Origin of the sequence: Providencia sp. PROV061, from assembly GCF_011045655.1 — a bacterium.
GTDB classification, from domain to species: Bacteria; Pseudomonadota; Gammaproteobacteria; order Enterobacterales; family Enterobacteriaceae; genus Providencia; species Providencia hangzhouensis.
This window is the reverse complement of record NZ_CP042861.1, coordinates 3,226,349-3,242,831: the sequence shown is the minus strand read 5'-3', so window position 1 is coordinate 3,242,831 and position 16,483 is coordinate 3,226,349. Positions and strand designations below refer to the sequence as shown.

Here is a 16,483-nt window from a genome sequence, read left to right as displayed (position 1 = left end):
ACATTCAATAAGTCGCCTAGTGCGGCTTTTTTCGTATACGCCGCCACAGAATTCTAATCACACACACTTAATTGACGCATAGAGATTGTGCGCGGCTATCTATTAACTAAAACACAGGTGTTATATATGCCAAGTACCGCAGCTGGTGCTATCGTCGGCGCGGCAGGCGGTGGTGCAATCGGATTAATGACAGGAAGCTTTGACTACGGAGTAATTACAGGTGCGATTATTGGTGCAACTGTTGCGGTCATAGCATCAAAAGATAACAACAAGAAAAAGGTTCTGTTATTTATCTTATCGTTTTTAACTGGTGTTCTTATCTCTGAATCAGTAGAGCGAATAATTGTAGCTGAGACGGGTTATGAGATAGGTAAAACATTAACTGCCATTCTGGTTTCAGCGTTATTCATTTCATTGCTTCTCATTATCGCAAGTAGCGAAACACTAACTAAGGCCATTAGATGGCTACCAAGACTCATTGAGAATAATTTCTCCGTATTGATGAGCACCTTAACTGAAAAGTGGAGGGGCAAAAAATGAGTTATCAAGAGATTATCAACTATACGAATGTCGTCGTGTTAATTCTCATGGCCATTCGTGTGTTTCTATGTAATTACGCTCGCCACAGAGATTCATTTATCGGCATGGTGCTTATTTGGCTTTGTATCTGGCAAAGCTACCAATTAATAAAGCCTAATGATTTCGATACGAGCTTATCTAACTTACTCGGTGATGTGTTCATCTGCGTTTTGGTTTTCGCGGCTAAAGGCAACATCATGCAGGTATTCAAGAAGGTGAAAAATGAGCAACTTCAAATTCAGTCAGCGAAGCGAAAATAACCTTAAAGACGTCAATCCTGACTTAGTGAAAGTCATTCGTCGCACACTGGAAATAACACCTGTTGATTTCATTGTCATTGAAGGTCTACGAACTCAAGAGCGACAAAAGCAACTGGTAGAAGAAAAGAAATCACAGACAATGCACAGTCGCCACTTAACAGGTCATGCAGTAGACATTATTCCAGTGAATACCAAATGGCAGATTGATGAGTTTAAACCGCTACTGAATGCTGTTAAGCAAGCTGCTGATGAGTTGGGCGTTAAATTGCGCTTCGGTATCAACTGGAAGAATGACCCATCACTACCAATTGAAACTAAATTCATTGATGCGCCTCATGTTGAGATTCCAGCATGACAACGCTAACTAAAGTCTTGGGTGGTGCTTGCGCTATTCTAGCTTTCTGGCTTTGGTGGGTAATGGGTAGTTATGGCGACCTGAAAGGTAATTACTCAACACTGAAGGATAAATTCAGCGAGCAAGTAGCCATCACCCAAGATTACGAAAAGCGCATTAACTCACTTCACGAACTCGACACAAAACACACAACGGAACTCACAAATGCAAAAGCTGAAATTGATAAGCTTCGTAATGATGTTAGCAATGGCACTAAGCGCGTGTACGTCAACGCCAATTGTCCAAAGCCCGAAGCGAATATCTCCGAAAGCGGAAGCAATGAAGGTTCCGCACGACTTAGTGAAGCAGTTGAACAAGATTATTGGCGTCTCAGAGAAATGATAGTTGAGAACGAAGAACAAACTTTGTATTTGCAGGATTACATTAGAACGGAGTGTTTACGATGAATGAAGATAAAGAGGTGCTTGCTTCAAAAATAGAATCATTCATGAAAGAGAGTGAACCATTTGAATATAAATATGACGCTGAGGGTAGTAAATACGCACATTATTTTTCATTAAAACTAGCCGAGCACCTGTTGCAAGAAAGCAATACGGGAAATTGAACAACAAAGAAATGCCCCAGATATCGGGGCGAAGCGAGAATAGTAGTTCATGAATGTAACGCAACTATACGTTAATCGTGAATGACCACAACCTTAAAAAGGTAGTAATCTCAAACGGATATTACAAATATGAGCCTCGCAAAATAGCGGGGCTTTTTAATGGCAAAAAAATAGCCCCTGGTGTTGAGGCTTAAAAGTGTAGGAATATATATGAAGTTAATAACTTAGCGATGTAATGACCATACCACTCTTAATGTTACGTTACGAAAGTAAAGTTAAAAGAAAGTTACATTTATTCAAGTTTTGTAATCAGTAGTACGCATTTCATCCTGTGCATAGCACGCACATCTAAAACACCAAGAGCCTACAGAAAGTGATCCTGAGAACTGCCGTTATAGCTGGCGAGCTCTCTTGGGGCGGCTTTTCTGTGCTAACAGGTTCACTTTCTATAGGAAGAAACGTAATGATTAAAATCGTACCTATGAAGTATGACGAAACTCTGATCCCGTTTAATGGCGATTGTTGGGTTAATGCTACAGCAGCAGCTAGGCACTTTGGAAAACTAACCAAAGACTGGTTAAGGGTTTCATCAACTAAAGAGTATATCTATGAGGTAGGCAAAGAGCTTGATATTGAAGCGTATAATTCTAAAGAGGAGATTTCTCCCCTTTTAGTTCGAGTAGAAAAAGGACGACATGGCGGTACTTGGATCCATCCTGAATTAGTAATTGAGTTCGCAAGATGGTTATCCCCTAAATTTGCTCGCGCTTGTGACCGGCACATTAAAAACATGTTGATGTCACAGAGTATGACATTGACCGAAGATCAGGTTATTGGGTTACTAACATATAAAGAGGCCACTGAATGGGAAAAGCGATTTCAAGAACCCTATTACAGAGCGCTATCAAAGATGTCAGGGACTCCTTATTTTGGTCATGTTGGCGGTTGTCCATTATTGTTCGCTGGTATCACAGCTAAATGGGTTTATGGCGTTTCATTGCCTGATTATGTCTATGAATCTGTCAAAGAAAATAAGGGCAATAGAGATAAAATCCATCAGTACCTGAAAGGTGATGCCTTGCATGCGGTAGAACAGCAAATGGTGGCAGTAACAAATATTGCTAATAGTTCTGTTGATTACAAAGACTTTGATGCTCGATGTATGGCTGCCTTTGATGTTAAGGGGCAAATGCAACTGCTTTATCCATCAGCACATGGAGAGCGGCATGCAGCAAGATTACAGTAAGCAAGTAGAAATCTTTTCACTGGTCGTCAGCGAGTTATTTTTGATTAGACAGGTCGCCATGCATAAGCGGCCTGTTTTTCGTTCATCGCTAGGGGATATTAAGTTTAGCGTTGAGTCGTTGGCCAACTTCTTAACATCATACTATCGGGAAGATTATAAAAGCGACCTTGAATTAAGTATGCTGTTCTTCAATATGCTGAAAAGAGAATATCTACCAGATCCGACAGTGCTAGTTTCTTGGTGTATGAATGAAGAACTAACCGATGAGGCAATACAGAAAATATCAGGCTTGCTTGAAGACTTCGCGGAAATGGAATTCTCAAATCAAATTCAATAGGTCGCTCAGCGGCCTTTTTTATTGGGTGGAATATGAAAGACACAATTATTGCAGTTTTACTAAACCTAAGCTTTGCAGGGTGTATGGCTTATGGGGTGTTCGGGGGTTACGAGCAATTAGTCAATATCGGCATAGCAATGGCTTGGATAATTAGCGTATTAGCTATTTTAGTTAGCACTCTAGTGGTATCAGCGGCGAATAGGTTACAAAAAGCCGAAGATGAAAAGCGAGACGTGCTGGTTAAATATCTTGAAAAAGGAACAAAAAAATCATCAACAAGATGGCTGGGTAAAGTTACTAGCTCAGTCGCTGTTGTATGCATGGCTCTTTCTGGTTGGATATTTACCTGCATCGTTTATGCGGTTGTCTGGTTAACGGCTTATATGTGTTTTGCATACGCAAAAAAAGAGCTAGAAGACTTCAAGAACACTAACGGCGGTGACGTATGAAGAAGGGACCAATCACATACAAAATATCGCTTCGTCCATTCATGAGGTCAGTTTTAATTATCGCTGCCATCTTGCGTATAGATTGGTTAGCGAATTTATGCTTCAAGAAAGAACTCATTCTTGAAGGTGAGGAAGTAGAAATAAGCAGTTAAATAATAAGGTAAATCATGACTACTGAACTAACAGCAAAAGAGAAAATCCGCTTAGGCTTACTTAAGCTAACAGGCAATAACACCGCAGCAACCGCAAAGGCAATTAAGCTCATCAACGACGACCAACTTGAATATGAGTTATTTGTCCAACTGTGGAATGGCAACAACGGTAACTTTGATAACGGCAGCGTTGATACATTAACGAAAGTTGATTCCGTCTATCAGCGAGTACAAGAAACAAAGAAAACGTTATTCAACGATGAAGTAGCAGAATAACCAATCACAAAGCTCATCATGGTGGGCTTTCTAATTTGTTATGAGGATATGAATATGGCACTGACAGTTAAGCAAGAGAAATTCTGTCAGACATACGTCGAAACAGGTGATGCTTCTGAGGCTTATCGGTCGGCGTATAGCGCTGATAAAATGAAGCCTGAGACGGTACACAATAAGGCGTACCAGCTACGCAATCAGGGCGAGATTAGGGCGAGGATAGACTCCCTTCGCGATGAGATGAAAAGTAGACACGACATCACGGTAAGCTCTTTGCTTAAGGAGTTGGAAGAAGCTAGAAAGGCCGCCTTATCAGCCGAAACTCCACAATCTGCCGCAGCTGTAGCGGCTACAATGGGTAAAGCCAAACTCACTGGGCTGGATAAGCAAATAGTTGAACTAACAGGCAAGAATGGCGGCGCTGTTCAGGTTGTTTCAATGTCACCTGACGATATTAAAAGGGTGATGGAAAATGACGATTGCTGATGACCTGATTAGAGCAAAGATGTGTGAGACTGACGGGCTATACTTCTCTCGATACTTCTTTAAGCAACGCACTGGCGGTAAGATGATTGTCGCACCTCATCATCATGCAATACAGGATGCGCTTGATAGAGTTATTAGTGGTGAAATTACACGGTTAATAATCAATGTTCCTCCTGGCTACACAAAAACAGAACTTGCAACTATCAACATGATGGGGCGAGGGATGGCGATAAATAACCGCGCACGTTTCATGCACCTCTCATACTCACATAACTTGGCATTACTTAACTCATCGACAACTCGCAGTATGGTTAAGTCACAGGCGTTTCAATCCATGTGGCCAATGACTTTACGGGATGACGCTGATAGTAAGGCCATGTGGTGGAATGAGTTTGGCGGCGGTGTGTATGCTTCATCAGCCGCAGGTCAGGTAACAGGTTTTCGAGCGGGTCACATGGAGTCAGGCTGGCAAGGCGCATTGGTTATTGATGACCCAGTTAAGCCAGATGATGCTTACAGTGAGACTGTTCGTGACGGTGTAAATAATCGCTTTAACGAAACAATCAAATCACGATTAGCTATCGAAACTACGCCGATGATTGTGATTATGCAGCGCATTCATTACCACGATTTGAGCGGCTACCTGTTGCGCGGTGGCTCTGGTGAGAAGTGGCATCACCTTTACTTACCCGTAGTCATTGATAATTCACAATCGTATCAAGAGTTATTCCCTGAAAACACTCACGCCATACCTATTGAGCATGGCCTCGATGATGGCTGGTTGTGGGAATTCAAGCACAATGAATCACACAGAACGGCTTTAGAGTCGCACCGTAGAACATTCGAAGCGCAGTACATGCAGCGACCTCGCAGATTTAATGAGGAAGGCGCACTGTGGAATGAGCAAATGATAAATGCGGCTCGTGAGCTGAATATCACAGAGCCATTAGCTCGAACGGTAGTAGCCATTGACCCGCAAGCGACAAACTCAGACGAGAGTGACGAAAGCGGAATTGCAGTGGCCAGCGCATACGGTGGTGGTGACAAGCGACAATTCACAGTCGATGGTGATTATAGCGGTAAATACTCCCCGAATGGTTGGGCGACAAAAGCGATATGGGCCTATGAGCATCATAAGGCTGACGCAATAGTTATTGAAACCAACCAAGGTGGCGATATGGCTGAAGATACCCTGAAGAATGCAGGTTTCAAAGGTCGCATTATTCGCATCCACGCCAGTAAAGGTAAGTTTGCCAGAGCTGAGCCAATATCAGCCTTATATGCACAGGGTAGAGTTGGACACAGAGGAAACTTATTCACACTGGAAAACCAGATGATGGAATACGTACCGCAAACAGCTAAGAAGTCACCCGACAGAATGGACGCCACAGTTTATGCATTGACTGAGCTGAGTGAGCCAGTATCAATCGGAATGATGATCCCCAAACGGTTACTGAGGTAATACATGACCGACAAATTACAATTAGCCGTCAATCATGCGATGAATGACGCGATATCTCGTGCTCGTATGGCATTGGTTAATCCGACTATGGGGATTGACGCCAAGCGCGAATCAGCGTGGTGCGAGTACGGATTTAAACAAACTCTGACATTCAGTGATTTATATAACCTGTTTAGACGTGGAGGCATCGCATACGGCGGGGTAACAAAACTTACTGGAACTTGCTGGAAAACGTCACCTCAAGTTATCGAAGGGGATAAAGCAGATAAATCTAAGGAAGAAACCTCGTGGGAAAGTAAATTTAAGAAGCAAGTAACTAAGCGTATATGGCGAGAATTTAAAGAAGCAGACCAACGTCGATTAGTTGGCAGATATGCAGGGCTGATACTTCACATTAATGATGACGGAAAATGGCACGAGCAAGTTAAATCTTCAAAGTTACTTAAAAAGGTTACTCCCGCATGGGCTAGTGCTATCAAGCCTACTGATTGGGTGACAGATATTAATTCGCCTGACTACGGTCAACCCAAGATGTGGCAATACACCGAGTCATTACCGAATGGCGGCACTAGAAACATCAATATTCATCCTGATCGCGTTTTCATTCTTGGCGATTATTCCATTGATGCCATTGGCTTCCTTGAACCAGCCTACAACGCATTTGTAAGCCTTGAAAAAGTCGAGGGCGGTTCTGGAGAATCATTCCTCAAAAATGCTGCTAGACAGTTAAATATTAACTTTGCCGAAGCTATCGACTTTAACAACTTAGCCGCGATGTATGGCGTAAGTGTTAATGAGCTTCAAGAGAAATTCAATGAAGCTACAAGAGAGGTTAACAGGGGTAATGATGTCACTTTAGTTACTCAGGGTGCAACGGCTACCCCGTTGGTTAGTCCAGTTGCTGACCCGACACCAACATATAACGTTAACTTACAGACTGCGGCAGCTGCTTTAGATATTCCATCAAAAATACTTGTCGGCATGCAAACAGGTGAAAGAGCAAGCACCGAAGACCAGAAATATTTCAATTCACGCTGTCAGTCTCGCAGGGAGAGTGAGCTTTCATTCGAAATAGAGGACTTTATTGACCACTTAACACGAATCAAAGTACTAGATCCTATTGCTGAGAAAACGGTTATTTGGGATGACCTGAACGAGCAATCGGCTACTGAGAAGCTTGATAGTGCTGAGAAGATGAGCCGTATAAATCAAGCATCACTAGCAATTGGCGAGCCTGTATTCACCGTTGAAGAGATTAGAACGGCAGCAGGGTATGAGAATGATGGTAGCGACCCGCTAGGTGAACTCGATGAAAATCCAGAAGATACGAACCGCGATAAGAGCAGGAACGAAAGCCGATCCGACAGCGGTTGATAAATTAGAGCGCGGAGCAATGAAAGCCTTTGCAAAGCGCATTAAAAAAGTATCACAAGGCTACATACAGCTACTCAATAGAATTCCATCCGAGCCCGTAGTTAATAAAAAATACCAATTTGACCTAGACCCTAACTATCTTTCAATCATCTTGAGAGACGGTGAGCTCATGGTCGATGAGGTGTTATTGCAGGGTGGTGAATTCAATAACTTCTTTTTCAATGAGTACGTCAGTACAGCATATGAGCGAGGAACAGCGCAGGAATATGCAAACCTAGCGCAGCAGTCGACAGCATATGCCGCAACACAACAAAGCGTGGCAACAATATTACTCAGTGAGCCTTATCAACTACGGATGGCATTAGTGCGCGCACGCGTATTTGAGGAAATGAAAGGGCTATCAGCACAAGTCAAAGCAGATATGGCGCGCATTCTTACCGATGGCATAGCGAGAGGGTTAAATCCTCGTGAGGTAGCTAGAAATCTGAATGAGCAATCAGGTATCGAAATCCGTCGAGCTAATCGAGTAGCTAGAACGGAAATTACCACAGCACTACGTAGGGCAAGAATGGATGAGGCTGATGAGGCTAGTGAAGTTCTCAACCTTGAAACTCGGCAGGTCCACATATCAGCACTGAGCCCAACAACCCGACTTAATCATGCATCACGTCACGGGAAGATATTTACCACTGATGAACAGCGTGATTGGTGGGCTAGAGATGGTAACTCAATCAACTGCAAGTGTTCGACAGTGACCATTCTGACCGACAAAGAAGGTAGGCCGTATAACGATACGTTACTCAATAAACTGAAAGAGGAAAAAGAAGCCATGAAAGAACGTGGTTACCAATGGGCGGAGGAATAACGATGCCGATTCAAGTAAACGTCACGACCAAGGTTAATAGCGCATCAATCAGGCGTGAAACTTATAACGGTCGTGAGCACATCATCATCCCGAGTTACACACTGCCAGCAAACGTCATTATGAATGGCGGCTTATATCCAAGCACAGAAATCGATGCTCATTACAGAGGCCTAGAAGGCACTCTCGCACCACTTGGTCACCCAACGGTAAATGGTGAGTTCGTATCAGCATTATCCGCTGAGGGTATCAATCAGGGGCATGTAGGCGCATGGAATCGTAATGTTGCGAAAGTTGGCAATCGAATCTATGTCGAAAAGTGGATTGATGTAAACAAGGCAAAAGAATCTGAAGGTGGCCGCGAAGTTTTGGCAAGAGTGGAAGCGTTAGAAAGCGGCGAAAGCTCAGAGCCAATTCATACCAGTGTGGCTGTTTTCTTGGAGCAACTTGAAGCCAACGAAGAGCAGAAGGCACAAGGTTATAACTGGATTGCAAAAATCCACAGCATGGACCATGACGCAATCTTACTTCATGAATCTGGCGCAGCAACACCGACTCAAGGCGTTGGGATGATGGTCAACGCTGACCAAGCAACCGAAATGCAAATCAACAACGGTGCACTTACTGGCGAAACCTATCGCGAGAAAGAGCACAAGTTAACAATGGCAGCTCGCAAGCAGTTTGCTACTGGTGACGAATATGTATGGGTATCTGATTTCACTGATACACACGCAGTCATCATGGTAGATAACGGCACGGCTAAATTGCATTCCTACACTAACGAAAACGGCGTTATCACATTTGATATTCAAGGCGAAGAAGTAGAGCGCCAAGAGTCATGGGTAAAAGTGGTAACAAACAAACTTAAATCGGTATTCAGTAAACCGCAGGAAAGCCCTGCAATCAACAATAGCACGGAGGGCGACATGCCTTTAACTCAAGAAGAAAAGAAAGACTTAGTAGGCGACATCACACAGGCATTAGCGGCAAACTTTGCAGAGCAATTAAAGCCAATCAATGAAAAGGTTGATGCGCTTCAAGTTAACCATCAGAAGTTAGAAGAATCACTAACCGCTAACCAACGCGCTGAAGAAACAGAAATGCGTAAAGAGGTAGCGGCTAAATATGGTGAAGTGGTTGCAAATTCACTGCAAGGCCAAGCGTTAATCGATATGCATAAGCAACTCGGTGAAGCAGCATCATTAGCTGGCAACTCAGGCGCACAGCAGGAGCAAGTTGGCGCACCAAACCCAGCGGAATACTTTAAAGGAGCTCAATAATGGCTACTAGTCGTTACCGCCGTGTAAATCTTGACGGCAAATCAATCACAGAAACTCGCGCAGCAAAGGCGAATGTGTTGCCCGGTACTTTCGTAGTTATTGATGCAAATGATGAGTTTGCGCAAGCTACAGCATTAACAGGTCGCATCTACATCACCAATCCTGCATATCACCAAGGGCTGACAATTCGTGATGCTATTCCAGCTGGTGACTCTGCTGTCGGTGAATATGTGGAAGAAGGTCGAGAGCTCGCTTTATTGGTTCCTGCTGGTACTTACAAAAAAGACTCACCGATTAAATTTGGCGCGGATGGTCAAGGTGCTTTGGCAACTGCTGATACCGACTCGGTTATTGGCTACAGCCAAGATGAAGTAACTCTGTCTAGCGCGGATTTCATTCGAGTTCGCTTCCGTGTTGGCACTGTTGCCGCTGCATAATTAAAAGGAAAAACTATGTATTTTAATGCTGAAACTTTAGCAACTAACAGTCATATTCGAGATCATTGGAATCATGTTTGGGCAATTCGAAACATGCACAATGCACAGCAAAACCAAATGGTGCAAGTAAACCAACGATTCATGACTAATGAAATGTTAGTGGCAAACCAAGCGTTCATGGCTGCTAATCAGCTAGGCGGGTTTTCAACAACATTTTGGGCTGAATTAGATAACCAAGTTATTCAGTTACGCAATCAAACAGATGGAATGGAAATCTTAGATGACCTAATGAGCGTACAAACTGTCTTACCAATTGGTAAAACTCTAAAAATGTACAATATGGTTGGTGATATTGCTGACGATGTCGCTGTCAGTATTGATGGCCAAGCACCGTTCTCTTTCGACCATACTAGCTACGATTCAGACGGTGACCCAATTCCTATTTATACATCAGGCTTTGGCGTTAACTGGCGTCACAACGAAGGTCTTAAAACTGTAGGTTTGGATTTGGTTTTAGATTCTCATATGGCTAAACAGCGCAAGCATAACAAGCGACTGGTCAGCTCTGCGCTGGATGGTGATGCTGCAATCTCTGTTGATGGCAAGAAAATGCAGGGTATTCGAAACCACAGGAACACTGTTAAAATTGATTTAAAAACAGCGTCACCTAGTGGCGGTGCTATCGACTTACGCACGGCAACAAAAGAACAATTAATTGAGTTCTTTAGTGCTAGCGGTGCTTTTGGTAAGCAAGCATCAGCAAACAAAGTGTCTACCTATGACATTATGTGGGTTAGTGATGAAGTTTGGTCAAACCTGAATAAGCCTAATATGGTTTCATTCGGAGGTGGCAACACAATCGTTAACGGTACTGTCCTTGGTGAGATTATGGCATACATCCCAGTCAAAGAAATTCGCCGTTCATTTGCGCTTAAAGGTAATGAGTTTATTGCCTATGAACGCAGAAAAGATGTTATTTCGCCTCTCGTCGGGATGCCAACAAGCATTATCCCTCTTATGCGTCAACTGCCGACATCAAACTTTAATTTCATGCTTATGACAGCACAGGGTATGCAAATTAAGCGTGATGATGAGCGTTTATCTGGTGTTATTTACGGCGGCGACCTGAGCTAAGGAGAGTTAGAATGGCCAAGTATGAAGTTATTATCCCTTGGTTCGGTGTAACCGTCGGGCAAGTGGTTGAGCTTGAAAAATTACATCCAGTGTTAAAGCCAAATGTGCGCTTGCTGTCAGGTGAATCCGCTGCGGCATTAACACCATCAGTTGAGCAGACTAAAAAGCCAACCAAGAAAGAGGTAATCGAAAAGCTCACCGAGTTAGGCATTGAGTTTGACGAGAAAGCCAAGGTCGATGAGCTAATTGCTCTGCTTCCAGAAGAATAGCCGCGAAAGCGGTTTTTTTATGCCCTCGAAAGGGGGCTTTGCTTTGTGAGGTAATCATGATCACAAAAGAGCAAGCCAAAGAATACCTGACGGGGCAGGGGATAGAGTTACCTGATTTTATTCTCGACGCGTTGATTGAGCAGGTCGGCAGTATTCAGGAGTGCCTTGATAATCATTATCCAGCGGCAACCGCACTATTGATTCAGATGTATTTGTTTGCGCTCATGGCACTTGGTCAGGGTGATAAGTATATCAGCTCACAGTCAGCACCTAACGGTGCGTCACGGTCATTTCGGTATCAATCCTTTAGTGATAGATGGAAAGCCGCCACATCGCTTCTACGTGGCTTGGATAAGTACGGGTGCGCTAATGGGCTAATTCCATCTGACCCGACTCAAGCGGCTCATGCTGGACTGTGGATAGCTAAAGGTGGTTGTATGTGCGGAGGTGTCCGATGAGCGCTACTGCTAACTGGTCATATACCGCACTCGCAACAATCTACCCTGTCATTCGTGGCGGTGGTAAATGGGATGACACAATCACCTATGGCACTCCATATCTCATTGACTGTACATGGCAATCTAGCAATGAAGTTGTGAAAGACGATATGGGGAAAGAGTTTGTCACCAATAACGTTTTTTACACTGAGTTAAAACGTAATGGTGTAGATGTGCAAAGGCCAGAGCGCGGCTTCTACATTGCCAAAGGCGACACCACTTCTCAATCTGACCAGAGAGTCGCAGGAGCTGACATTATCATCACAGTTAAAGAAGATGATATGAGCTTTTTCGGTGAAGAGCCAGACTATGAGATAAGGACGTGATATGGCTAAACGTGTTCGCGGTATCAGTGAATGTCGACGCAATACTCGCGCATTTGTTGATGACGTCAATCGAAGGGCGGTAAGGGCTGTAACGTCTGGGTTAATTGTTGGCGCTTCACATGCGGCAAGGTATACGCCTATCGATACATCTACACTAATTAACTCACAGTATCGTGATGTAAGGGTTAATGGTGTCATGATAACTGGTCGAGTTGGCTATACAGCTAATTATGCCGTCTACGTTCACAATGCATCAGGTAAGCTCAAAGGTCAACCACGAGAGGACTTTGGTAAAACTCGTGATGGTGTTTCTTTTGGTGGAGGTACTGGTAAAGGTAATTATTGGGACCCTAACGCCAAGCCTAAATTTCTACAAGCAGGATTTGAAGAGGCAAAGCAGGAAATCGACGAAGCAATTAAACGGGAGATGAGACGATGATTATTGACAACTTTCTCGATTACTTGGAACGCGGAAACCTGACTTCTGATTTCATTGTTCAAAGGCTTGAATGGAAGGAGAGACCAGATAGCAAGATTCAACAATACATTGTTATCCGTCCCTCCAGTGGCACTGGTCGACTTGGTGAGTTAAGTGCAGATGATTATGTCGATGTTATTCTCGTGTCTGCACAAGATGACCCAATCCCCGCATTAACTCGTGCTGATGAAATACTCAAATATGTCGCGGCAAATCCTAGCGACTGTAATCTAAACTCAGTTTTTAATATGGGTGGGTTGCCATCAGGAATTGTAACCACAGAAAACCGAACGATATTCAGACTCTCATTCCGCTGCTTATCATAAACAAACAAATCTCAAACTAGGTCGCCAATGTGCGGCCTTTTTTATTTATAAGAGAGGCAACATGCAAGGTTGTACTACTAGCTCAGACATCATGACTGGGCGATTGAAAACTGTCGAGTTGGCATATGGTTGTCCTGACCAGTTCCCGACTGACGAAGAGTTAAAACTAAATGGCCTGCCAACATCGGTAACGTGGGATTTGGCGCCCGAAACGCTGGTTTCTGATGCTGATAATGGCGGTATTTCTTCCACTATGATTTCAAACCTTGACCCGACTTACTCGATTGAAGGTGAGGTACGTCTTCATGACCGTTCTGATGAGTTTGGTATTCAGCAATTTATTAAATACGTTGTTGATGAGATTAAGGCTCGTCGTCAGCCTACAGTGTGGATGCGTTTGCACTGGGGTGATTACTATCACATTGGCTACATGAACGTTACTGGGCTAAGTGACGGTGGCGGGGTGAAAGAAATTGTAACTTACAGCTTAGAGTTAAAACTGGCCGATGGTACTACTTTCCAAGTTATCGAAGATGACAACGCTATCCCTGTGACGAATGTTGCGGTGACTCCTAAAACTGCATCAGTTGAAGCAGGAAAGACAACGCAATTATCGGCAACAGTGACGCCTAGCAACGCAACTAATAAAGCGATTGTGTGGAAAAGCTCTGATGCAGGTAAGGCAACTGTTACACCAAATGGCCTAGTTACTGGTGTTGCTGCTGGAAAAGTTACCATCACGGCAACTACCGCTGATGGCGGCTTGACTGATACGTCAGAAGTGACCGTAACGGCTCCGTAATATTACAAAGGGTGCTTACGAGTGCCCTTGATAATACTAGGAGTATCTTATGACACCGAAAATAGAATATGGCGAGTTCGCTGTTCAAACACCTAATAACGAGTACATTTTTAGCCCGTCATTTAATGCAATGACGAATATCGGTAGCCCATCAGAAATAGTTGACACCTTCACTGTCTTATCTGGTTCTGTCGTTAGTGAGGCCATTTCATTATTGGCGGCATATTCGCTTAACGGTGGTTCAAATAGCAATTGGCTGTTGAAATATTTTAAAAAAAGCACGTCTCGCAAATTGCTATCATCAGCAATGATTGTGATGCAAGCCTGTTGCAATAAGGACTGCGACGAGCTAATAGGCCAATGGCGTGCGGGTAAAAATGGTACAACATACCGTATGGGTAAAATGCCAATATCTGACATTATCGTGCTAGCTAGAGAGTTAATGATACATGGCGTAATTGGCAAGGTGAAAATCAGGAAGCTGCAACGCAATGAAGGTGATAAAGAGTTCACTGATTCATTTAATGCTGTCGAATATATCAATGCATCCCGTGTCCACTTTGAAATGAATCGCGATGAAGCTGAAAAGCTCACAATGTCAGAGTTTCTGATGATGCTCAAAGCTAAGTATCCAGAGGAAAAAGGCTTCACCAAAGAAGAATATGACACCGCTGTTGATGATTATTTCGAGCGTAAAAAACGTCGAATTGCACAAGCAAAAGCGAATAATGCGAGGTAGGGTATGTATTTACAAGTAATCTATAAAGGTGATTCTGCTCGTGGTAAATATGGTGCAAAAGAGGACTTTATTCGGATCAACCGAGCCACGCATAGCGATGGGTTTAAATGTGGCTTAGAAAATGAAAGGGAAGTTGGGGAGTGTATTTTAGTTGAGCTGATTAGAGAGGATGGAAAAATAAGTAAGGATTTCATGACTCTTGATGAGCATGTGATTTTTAGGGTTTTAACTGAGTCTGGCGCTATTCTGAAAGAGTACAAGAAATAGCGCCATGCTGGATTTGTGATCTAGCCCGTCCTTGGGCTGGGTGGTTATTTGATATGTTTATCTCTATCCTCTGCTGCCTTGCGAGCATTTTCTGGCATGGTGCTGAAAGTTTCATCAACTTCTCTAGGTTCGGTTATACCTTGCTGCACAATCATATTGATAAGTTTGAATAATTTAAACGAGACATCATCAAAATCATCATCGCTGATGGTGCCAGGGTGAACGGCATTATTTCCAACAATACGGATTATGTCTGCTGATTTAATCAATTTTTTAGACACAATCTCATCTTTTGCTAATGCCGCTAAGTCATTATTGATATTTTCACCTTTGCCCCCAAGGTGAATACAAAGTTTTTGTAGACTCAATCTAAGCAGTGCAACAGCTCCTCGAGGTGATTTTTGATATATACTCGCAGCCTCTAGATAATCTTTTTTAACACCTTCTGGCATATCCTCTGATGGCTTTGCGATACCTGTTGAATCTGGATAGACCATTTTATTTTGTATGCTGTTATAATCTTGGTTATCTGCTGCCCAAATGGAAGAGTTACGGCAGGAGTCGCAGCGTGCAGTATAAAGATATAAATTATCTTCATTGTGTAATTGCGTCTGGTGATTAGACCATGGCATGTTAGATGCGATGCCACAATGAGGACAAGTAAATGCCCTAGAATGAAATTTAGGAGTAATATAATTTGTCATTAAACATCCTTATTTATCGGTTTATTTAGCGGTTTTATCTGATATGCCAATCAGAAAGCCATTATTGTCGATGGTTCTTTCAGATACCTCATATCCTAATTTATTGAGCTGTTCAAATGTTGGGTTGAGAATGGCGAAAAAATCATCTTCATCAAGGATTTCTAGCTCCAAGTCACTAAGAGATATACAAAACTCTGTGTGTCCAATGCGTGCCTTTTTATTTATCTCTGCAAATGTTCTTTTCAGAATAACTCCAGATAGCTCTTCTCTTGCTTTTTTAGCTATCTGAACAACATCTTTAGCTGGAATTAAGTCATCAGCACTTACTTCATTAAGAAAGCTCATCTCCAGCCTTTGCACTATTTCTGCATTCATTGAACGAGTATTTTCTTTAGCAGCGACTTCTATTTTTTCTTTTAATTCAATTGGTAGCCTAATGCGTAATTGTGGGTCTTCTCTGCTCATGATGAATTCCAGTGTTCGTAATGAAAATGATTACAAAATTATGCCCCACTGTGGGGTTGACTTCAATGACGCACGGTGTGACAATGAATTTGCCCCACATTGAGGCATTTAATGATTTAAGGATGAAATAATGCAGAAAGCAAAAGATATGTATCAAAAGAAAATTAGGTTTCCAGAGGACATTTGTCAGGCAATAGAGAGTAATGGCGAATTAGAGTGCAGGAAATTTAATACAGAAGTGATTTATCAGTTAAGAAAAGCATACGGACTAATAGAAAAGAAAAGCCCCAATTGCGCGAACAATTGAGGCCAGTTGCCAA

General features: G+C 42.9%; 27 protein-coding genes. 25 read left to right on the top strand and 2 right to left on the bottom strand.

Annotated elements, in window-relative coordinates; translation table 11 throughout:
* Nucleotides 1-126 precede the first annotated feature (126 nt).
* The 24 genes from FVA72_RS14850 (at nt 127) to FVA72_RS14735 (ending at nt 14,994) form a co-directional block, all read left to right on the top strand.
* Nucleotides 127-540: a putative holin gene (locus FVA72_RS14850; RefSeq protein ID WP_071548375.1), complete on the top strand. Its 414-nt coding sequence runs from the start codon at nt 127-129 to the stop codon at nt 538-540.
* Nucleotides 537-839 carry a hypothetical protein gene (locus tag FVA72_RS14845; protein ID WP_137019208.1) on the top strand — a complete coding sequence of 101 codons (303 nt, stop codon included), beginning with the start codon at nt 537-539 and terminating at the stop codon, nt 837-839. The genes FVA72_RS14850 and FVA72_RS14845 overlap by 4 nt, the downstream gene beginning before the upstream one ends.
* Nucleotides 802-1,194 (top strand): M15 family metallopeptidase, encoded by a 393-nt coding sequence (locus FVA72_RS14840; RefSeq protein WP_137019206.1) that lies wholly within the window; start codon nt 802-804, stop codon nt 1,192-1,194. The genes FVA72_RS14845 and FVA72_RS14840 overlap by 38 nt, the downstream gene beginning before the upstream one ends.
* Nucleotides 1,195-1,256: 62 nt before the next feature.
* The gene (locus FVA72_RS14835; RefSeq protein WP_282550948.1) at nt 1,257-1,640 is read left to right on the top strand and encodes a lysis protein; all 384 of its coding nucleotides are present in this window, start codon (nt 1,257-1,259) and stop codon (nt 1,638-1,640) included.
* Nucleotides 1,637-1,798, top strand: coding sequence for a hypothetical protein (locus FVA72_RS22085; RefSeq protein ID WP_165119748.1), 162 nt, complete (start codon nt 1,637-1,639; stop codon nt 1,796-1,798). The genes FVA72_RS14835 and FVA72_RS22085 overlap by 4 nt, the downstream gene beginning before the upstream one ends.
* Nucleotides 1,799-2,261: 463 nt before the next feature.
* Nucleotides 2,262-3,044 (top strand): KilA-N domain-containing protein, encoded by a 783-nt coding sequence (locus tag FVA72_RS14825; protein WP_137019370.1) that lies wholly within the window; start codon nt 2,262-2,264, stop codon nt 3,042-3,044.
* Nucleotides 3,025-3,381: a hypothetical protein gene (locus FVA72_RS14820; RefSeq protein ID WP_137019202.1), complete on the top strand. Its 357-nt coding sequence runs from the start codon at nt 3,025-3,027 to the stop codon at nt 3,379-3,381. The genes FVA72_RS14825 and FVA72_RS14820 overlap by 20 nt, the downstream gene beginning before the upstream one ends.
* A gap of 32 nt (nt 3,382-3,413) precedes the next feature.
* Nucleotides 3,414-3,830, top strand: coding sequence for a hypothetical protein (locus FVA72_RS14815; RefSeq protein WP_137019200.1), 417 nt, complete (start codon nt 3,414-3,416; stop codon nt 3,828-3,830).
* Nucleotides 3,831-3,997: 167 nt separating this feature from the next.
* Nucleotides 3,998-4,258: a DUF2560 family protein gene (locus FVA72_RS14810; RefSeq protein ID WP_137019198.1), complete on the top strand. Its 261-nt coding sequence runs from the start codon at nt 3,998-4,000 to the stop codon at nt 4,256-4,258.
* A 54-nt stretch (nt 4,259-4,312) separates the two neighbouring features.
* Complete coding sequence (locus FVA72_RS14805) at nt 4,313-4,741, top strand: terminase small subunit (RefSeq protein WP_137019196.1); 429 nt, start codon at nt 4,313-4,315, stop codon at nt 4,739-4,741.
* Complete coding sequence (locus tag FVA72_RS14800) at nt 4,728-6,203, top strand: DNA-packaging protein (RefSeq protein WP_137019194.1); 1,476 nt, start codon at nt 4,728-4,730, stop codon at nt 6,201-6,203. The genes FVA72_RS14805 and FVA72_RS14800 overlap by 14 nt, the downstream gene beginning before the upstream one ends.
* A gap of 3 nt (nt 6,204-6,206) precedes the next feature.
* Entirely contained in the window at nt 6,207-7,577 is a 1,371-nt protein-coding gene (locus FVA72_RS14795) for an anti-CBASS protein Acb1 family protein (protein ID WP_137019191.1), read from the top strand.
* On the top strand, nt 7,513-8,442 hold the full coding sequence (locus FVA72_RS14790; protein ID WP_137019189.1) for a phage minor head protein: 930 nt from the start codon (nt 7,513-7,515) through the stop codon (nt 8,440-8,442). Before FVA72_RS14795 ends, FVA72_RS14790 begins: the two co-directional genes overlap by 65 nt.
* 2 nt (nt 8,443-8,444) lie before the next feature.
* Complete coding sequence (locus FVA72_RS14785; RefSeq protein ID WP_137019187.1) at nt 8,445-9,719, top strand: hypothetical protein; 1,275 nt, start codon at nt 8,445-8,447, stop codon at nt 9,717-9,719.
* Nucleotides 9,719-10,156 (top strand): phage cement protein, encoded by a 438-nt coding sequence (locus tag FVA72_RS14780; protein ID WP_137019183.1) that lies wholly within the window; start codon nt 9,719-9,721, stop codon nt 10,154-10,156. Before FVA72_RS14785 ends, FVA72_RS14780 begins: the two co-directional genes overlap by 1 nt.
* A gap of 15 nt (nt 10,157-10,171) precedes the next feature.
* Nucleotides 10,172-11,290: a major capsid protein gene (locus FVA72_RS14775; protein ID WP_137019180.1), complete on the top strand. Its 1,119-nt coding sequence runs from the start codon at nt 10,172-10,174 to the stop codon at nt 11,288-11,290.
* Nucleotides 11,291-11,301: 11 nt separating this feature from the next.
* On the top strand, nt 11,302-11,559 hold the full coding sequence (locus FVA72_RS14770; protein WP_137019178.1) for a hypothetical protein: 258 nt from the start codon (nt 11,302-11,304) through the stop codon (nt 11,557-11,559).
* A 56-nt stretch (nt 11,560-11,615) separates the two neighbouring features.
* On the top strand, nt 11,616-12,017 hold the full coding sequence (locus FVA72_RS14765; protein ID WP_137019176.1) for a DUF7370 family protein: 402 nt from the start codon (nt 11,616-11,618) through the stop codon (nt 12,015-12,017).
* Entirely contained in the window at nt 12,014-12,382 is a 369-nt protein-coding gene (locus FVA72_RS14760) for a hypothetical protein (protein ID WP_137019174.1), read from the top strand. The genes FVA72_RS14765 and FVA72_RS14760 overlap by 4 nt, the downstream gene beginning before the upstream one ends.
* 1 nt (nt 12,383) lies before the next feature.
* Complete coding sequence (locus tag FVA72_RS14755; RefSeq protein WP_137019170.1) at nt 12,384-12,821, top strand: HK97 gp10 family phage protein; 438 nt, start codon at nt 12,384-12,386, stop codon at nt 12,819-12,821.
* The gene (locus tag FVA72_RS14750; protein WP_137019168.1) at nt 12,818-13,186 is read left to right on the top strand and encodes a phage tail termination protein; all 369 of its coding nucleotides are present in this window, start codon (nt 12,818-12,820) and stop codon (nt 13,184-13,186) included. The genes FVA72_RS14755 and FVA72_RS14750 overlap by 4 nt, the downstream gene beginning before the upstream one ends.
* A gap of 61 nt (nt 13,187-13,247) precedes the next feature.
* Nucleotides 13,248-13,988, top strand: coding sequence for an Ig-like domain-containing protein (locus FVA72_RS14745; protein ID WP_137019165.1), 741 nt, complete (start codon nt 13,248-13,250; stop codon nt 13,986-13,988).
* Between the two features lie 49 nt (nt 13,989-14,037).
* Entirely contained in the window at nt 14,038-14,727 is a 690-nt protein-coding gene (locus tag FVA72_RS14740) for a DUF6246 family protein (protein WP_137019162.1), read from the top strand.
* A 3-nt stretch (nt 14,728-14,730) separates the two neighbouring features.
* Complete coding sequence (locus FVA72_RS14735; protein WP_137019160.1) at nt 14,731-14,994, top strand: hypothetical protein; 264 nt, start codon at nt 14,731-14,733, stop codon at nt 14,992-14,994.
* Nucleotides 14,995-15,038: 44 nt separating this feature from the next.
* Here the strand turns inward: FVA72_RS14735 and FVA72_RS14730 are convergent, their stop codons facing one another.
* The gene (locus FVA72_RS14730; protein ID WP_137019158.1) at nt 15,039-15,698 is read right to left on the bottom strand and encodes a DUF4145 domain-containing protein; all 660 of its coding nucleotides are present in this window, start codon (nt 15,696-15,698) and stop codon (nt 15,039-15,041) included.
* Between the two features lie 21 nt (nt 15,699-15,719).
* Entirely contained in the window at nt 15,720-16,163 is a 444-nt protein-coding gene (locus FVA72_RS14725; RefSeq protein WP_137019156.1) for an Arc family DNA-binding protein, read from the bottom strand.
* 130 nt (nt 16,164-16,293) lie between these two features.
* Here FVA72_RS14725 and FVA72_RS14720 point away from each other — a divergent pair, with 130 nt between their 5' ends.
* On the top strand, nt 16,294-16,470 hold the full coding sequence (locus FVA72_RS14720) for an Arc family DNA binding domain-containing protein (RefSeq protein ID WP_137019154.1): 177 nt from the start codon (nt 16,294-16,296) through the stop codon (nt 16,468-16,470).
* Nucleotides 16,471-16,483 lie beyond the last annotated feature (13 nt).

Bases quoted from the DNA above. Each gene is read 5' to 3' on its own strand.
- FVA72_RS14850 (WP_071548375.1), top strand. From the start codon at position 127: ATGCCAAGTACCGCAGCTGGTGCTATCGTCGGCGCGGCAGGCGGTGGT.
- FVA72_RS14845 (WP_137019208.1), top strand. From the start codon at position 537: ATGAGTTATCAAGAGATTATCAACTATACGAATGTCGTCGTGTTAATT.
- FVA72_RS14840 (WP_137019206.1), top strand. From the start codon at position 802: ATGAGCAACTTCAAATTCAGTCAGCGAAGCGAAAATAACCTTAAAGAC.
- FVA72_RS14835 (WP_282550948.1), top strand. From the start codon at position 1,257: ATGGGTAGTTATGGCGACCTGAAAGGTAATTACTCAACACTGAAGGAT.
- FVA72_RS22085 (WP_165119748.1), top strand. From the start codon at position 1,637: ATGAATGAAGATAAAGAGGTGCTTGCTTCAAAAATAGAATCATTCATG.
- FVA72_RS14825 (WP_137019370.1), top strand. From the start codon at position 2,262: ATGATTAAAATCGTACCTATGAAGTATGACGAAACTCTGATCCCGTTT.
- FVA72_RS14820 (WP_137019202.1), top strand. From the start codon at position 3,025: ATGCAGCAAGATTACAGTAAGCAAGTAGAAATCTTTTCACTGGTCGTC.
- FVA72_RS14815 (WP_137019200.1), top strand. From the start codon at position 3,414: ATGAAAGACACAATTATTGCAGTTTTACTAAACCTAAGCTTTGCAGGG.
- FVA72_RS14810 (WP_137019198.1), top strand. From the start codon at position 3,998: ATGACTACTGAACTAACAGCAAAAGAGAAAATCCGCTTAGGCTTACTT.
- FVA72_RS14805 (WP_137019196.1), top strand. From the start codon at position 4,313: ATGGCACTGACAGTTAAGCAAGAGAAATTCTGTCAGACATACGTCGAA.
- FVA72_RS14800 (WP_137019194.1), top strand. From the start codon at position 4,728: ATGACGATTGCTGATGACCTGATTAGAGCAAAGATGTGTGAGACTGAC.
- FVA72_RS14795 (WP_137019191.1), top strand. From the start codon at position 6,207: ATGACCGACAAATTACAATTAGCCGTCAATCATGCGATGAATGACGCG.
- FVA72_RS14790 (WP_137019189.1), top strand. From the start codon at position 7,513: ATGAAAATCCAGAAGATACGAACCGCGATAAGAGCAGGAACGAAAGCC.
- FVA72_RS14785 (WP_137019187.1), top strand. From the start codon at position 8,445: ATGCCGATTCAAGTAAACGTCACGACCAAGGTTAATAGCGCATCAATC.
- FVA72_RS14780 (WP_137019183.1), top strand. From the start codon at position 9,719: ATGGCTACTAGTCGTTACCGCCGTGTAAATCTTGACGGCAAATCAATC.
- FVA72_RS14775 (WP_137019180.1), top strand. From the start codon at position 10,172: ATGTATTTTAATGCTGAAACTTTAGCAACTAACAGTCATATTCGAGAT.
- FVA72_RS14770 (WP_137019178.1), top strand. From the start codon at position 11,302: ATGGCCAAGTATGAAGTTATTATCCCTTGGTTCGGTGTAACCGTCGGG.
- FVA72_RS14765 (WP_137019176.1), top strand. From the start codon at position 11,616: ATGATCACAAAAGAGCAAGCCAAAGAATACCTGACGGGGCAGGGGATA.
- FVA72_RS14760 (WP_137019174.1), top strand. From the start codon at position 12,014: ATGAGCGCTACTGCTAACTGGTCATATACCGCACTCGCAACAATCTAC.
- FVA72_RS14755 (WP_137019170.1), top strand. From the start codon at position 12,384: ATGGCTAAACGTGTTCGCGGTATCAGTGAATGTCGACGCAATACTCGC.
- FVA72_RS14750 (WP_137019168.1), top strand. From the start codon at position 12,818: ATGATTATTGACAACTTTCTCGATTACTTGGAACGCGGAAACCTGACT.
- FVA72_RS14745 (WP_137019165.1), top strand. From the start codon at position 13,248: ATGCAAGGTTGTACTACTAGCTCAGACATCATGACTGGGCGATTGAAA.
- FVA72_RS14740 (WP_137019162.1), top strand. From the start codon at position 14,038: ATGACACCGAAAATAGAATATGGCGAGTTCGCTGTTCAAACACCTAAT.
- FVA72_RS14735 (WP_137019160.1), top strand. From the start codon at position 14,731: ATGTATTTACAAGTAATCTATAAAGGTGATTCTGCTCGTGGTAAATAT.
- FVA72_RS14730 (WP_137019158.1), bottom strand. From the start codon at position 15,698: ATGACAAATTATATTACTCCTAAATTTCATTCTAGGGCATTTACTTGT.
- FVA72_RS14725 (WP_137019156.1), bottom strand. From the start codon at position 16,163: ATGAGCAGAGAAGACCCACAATTACGCATTAGGCTACCAATTGAATTA.
- FVA72_RS14720 (WP_137019154.1), top strand. From the start codon at position 16,294: ATGCAGAAAGCAAAAGATATGTATCAAAAGAAAATTAGGTTTCCAGAG.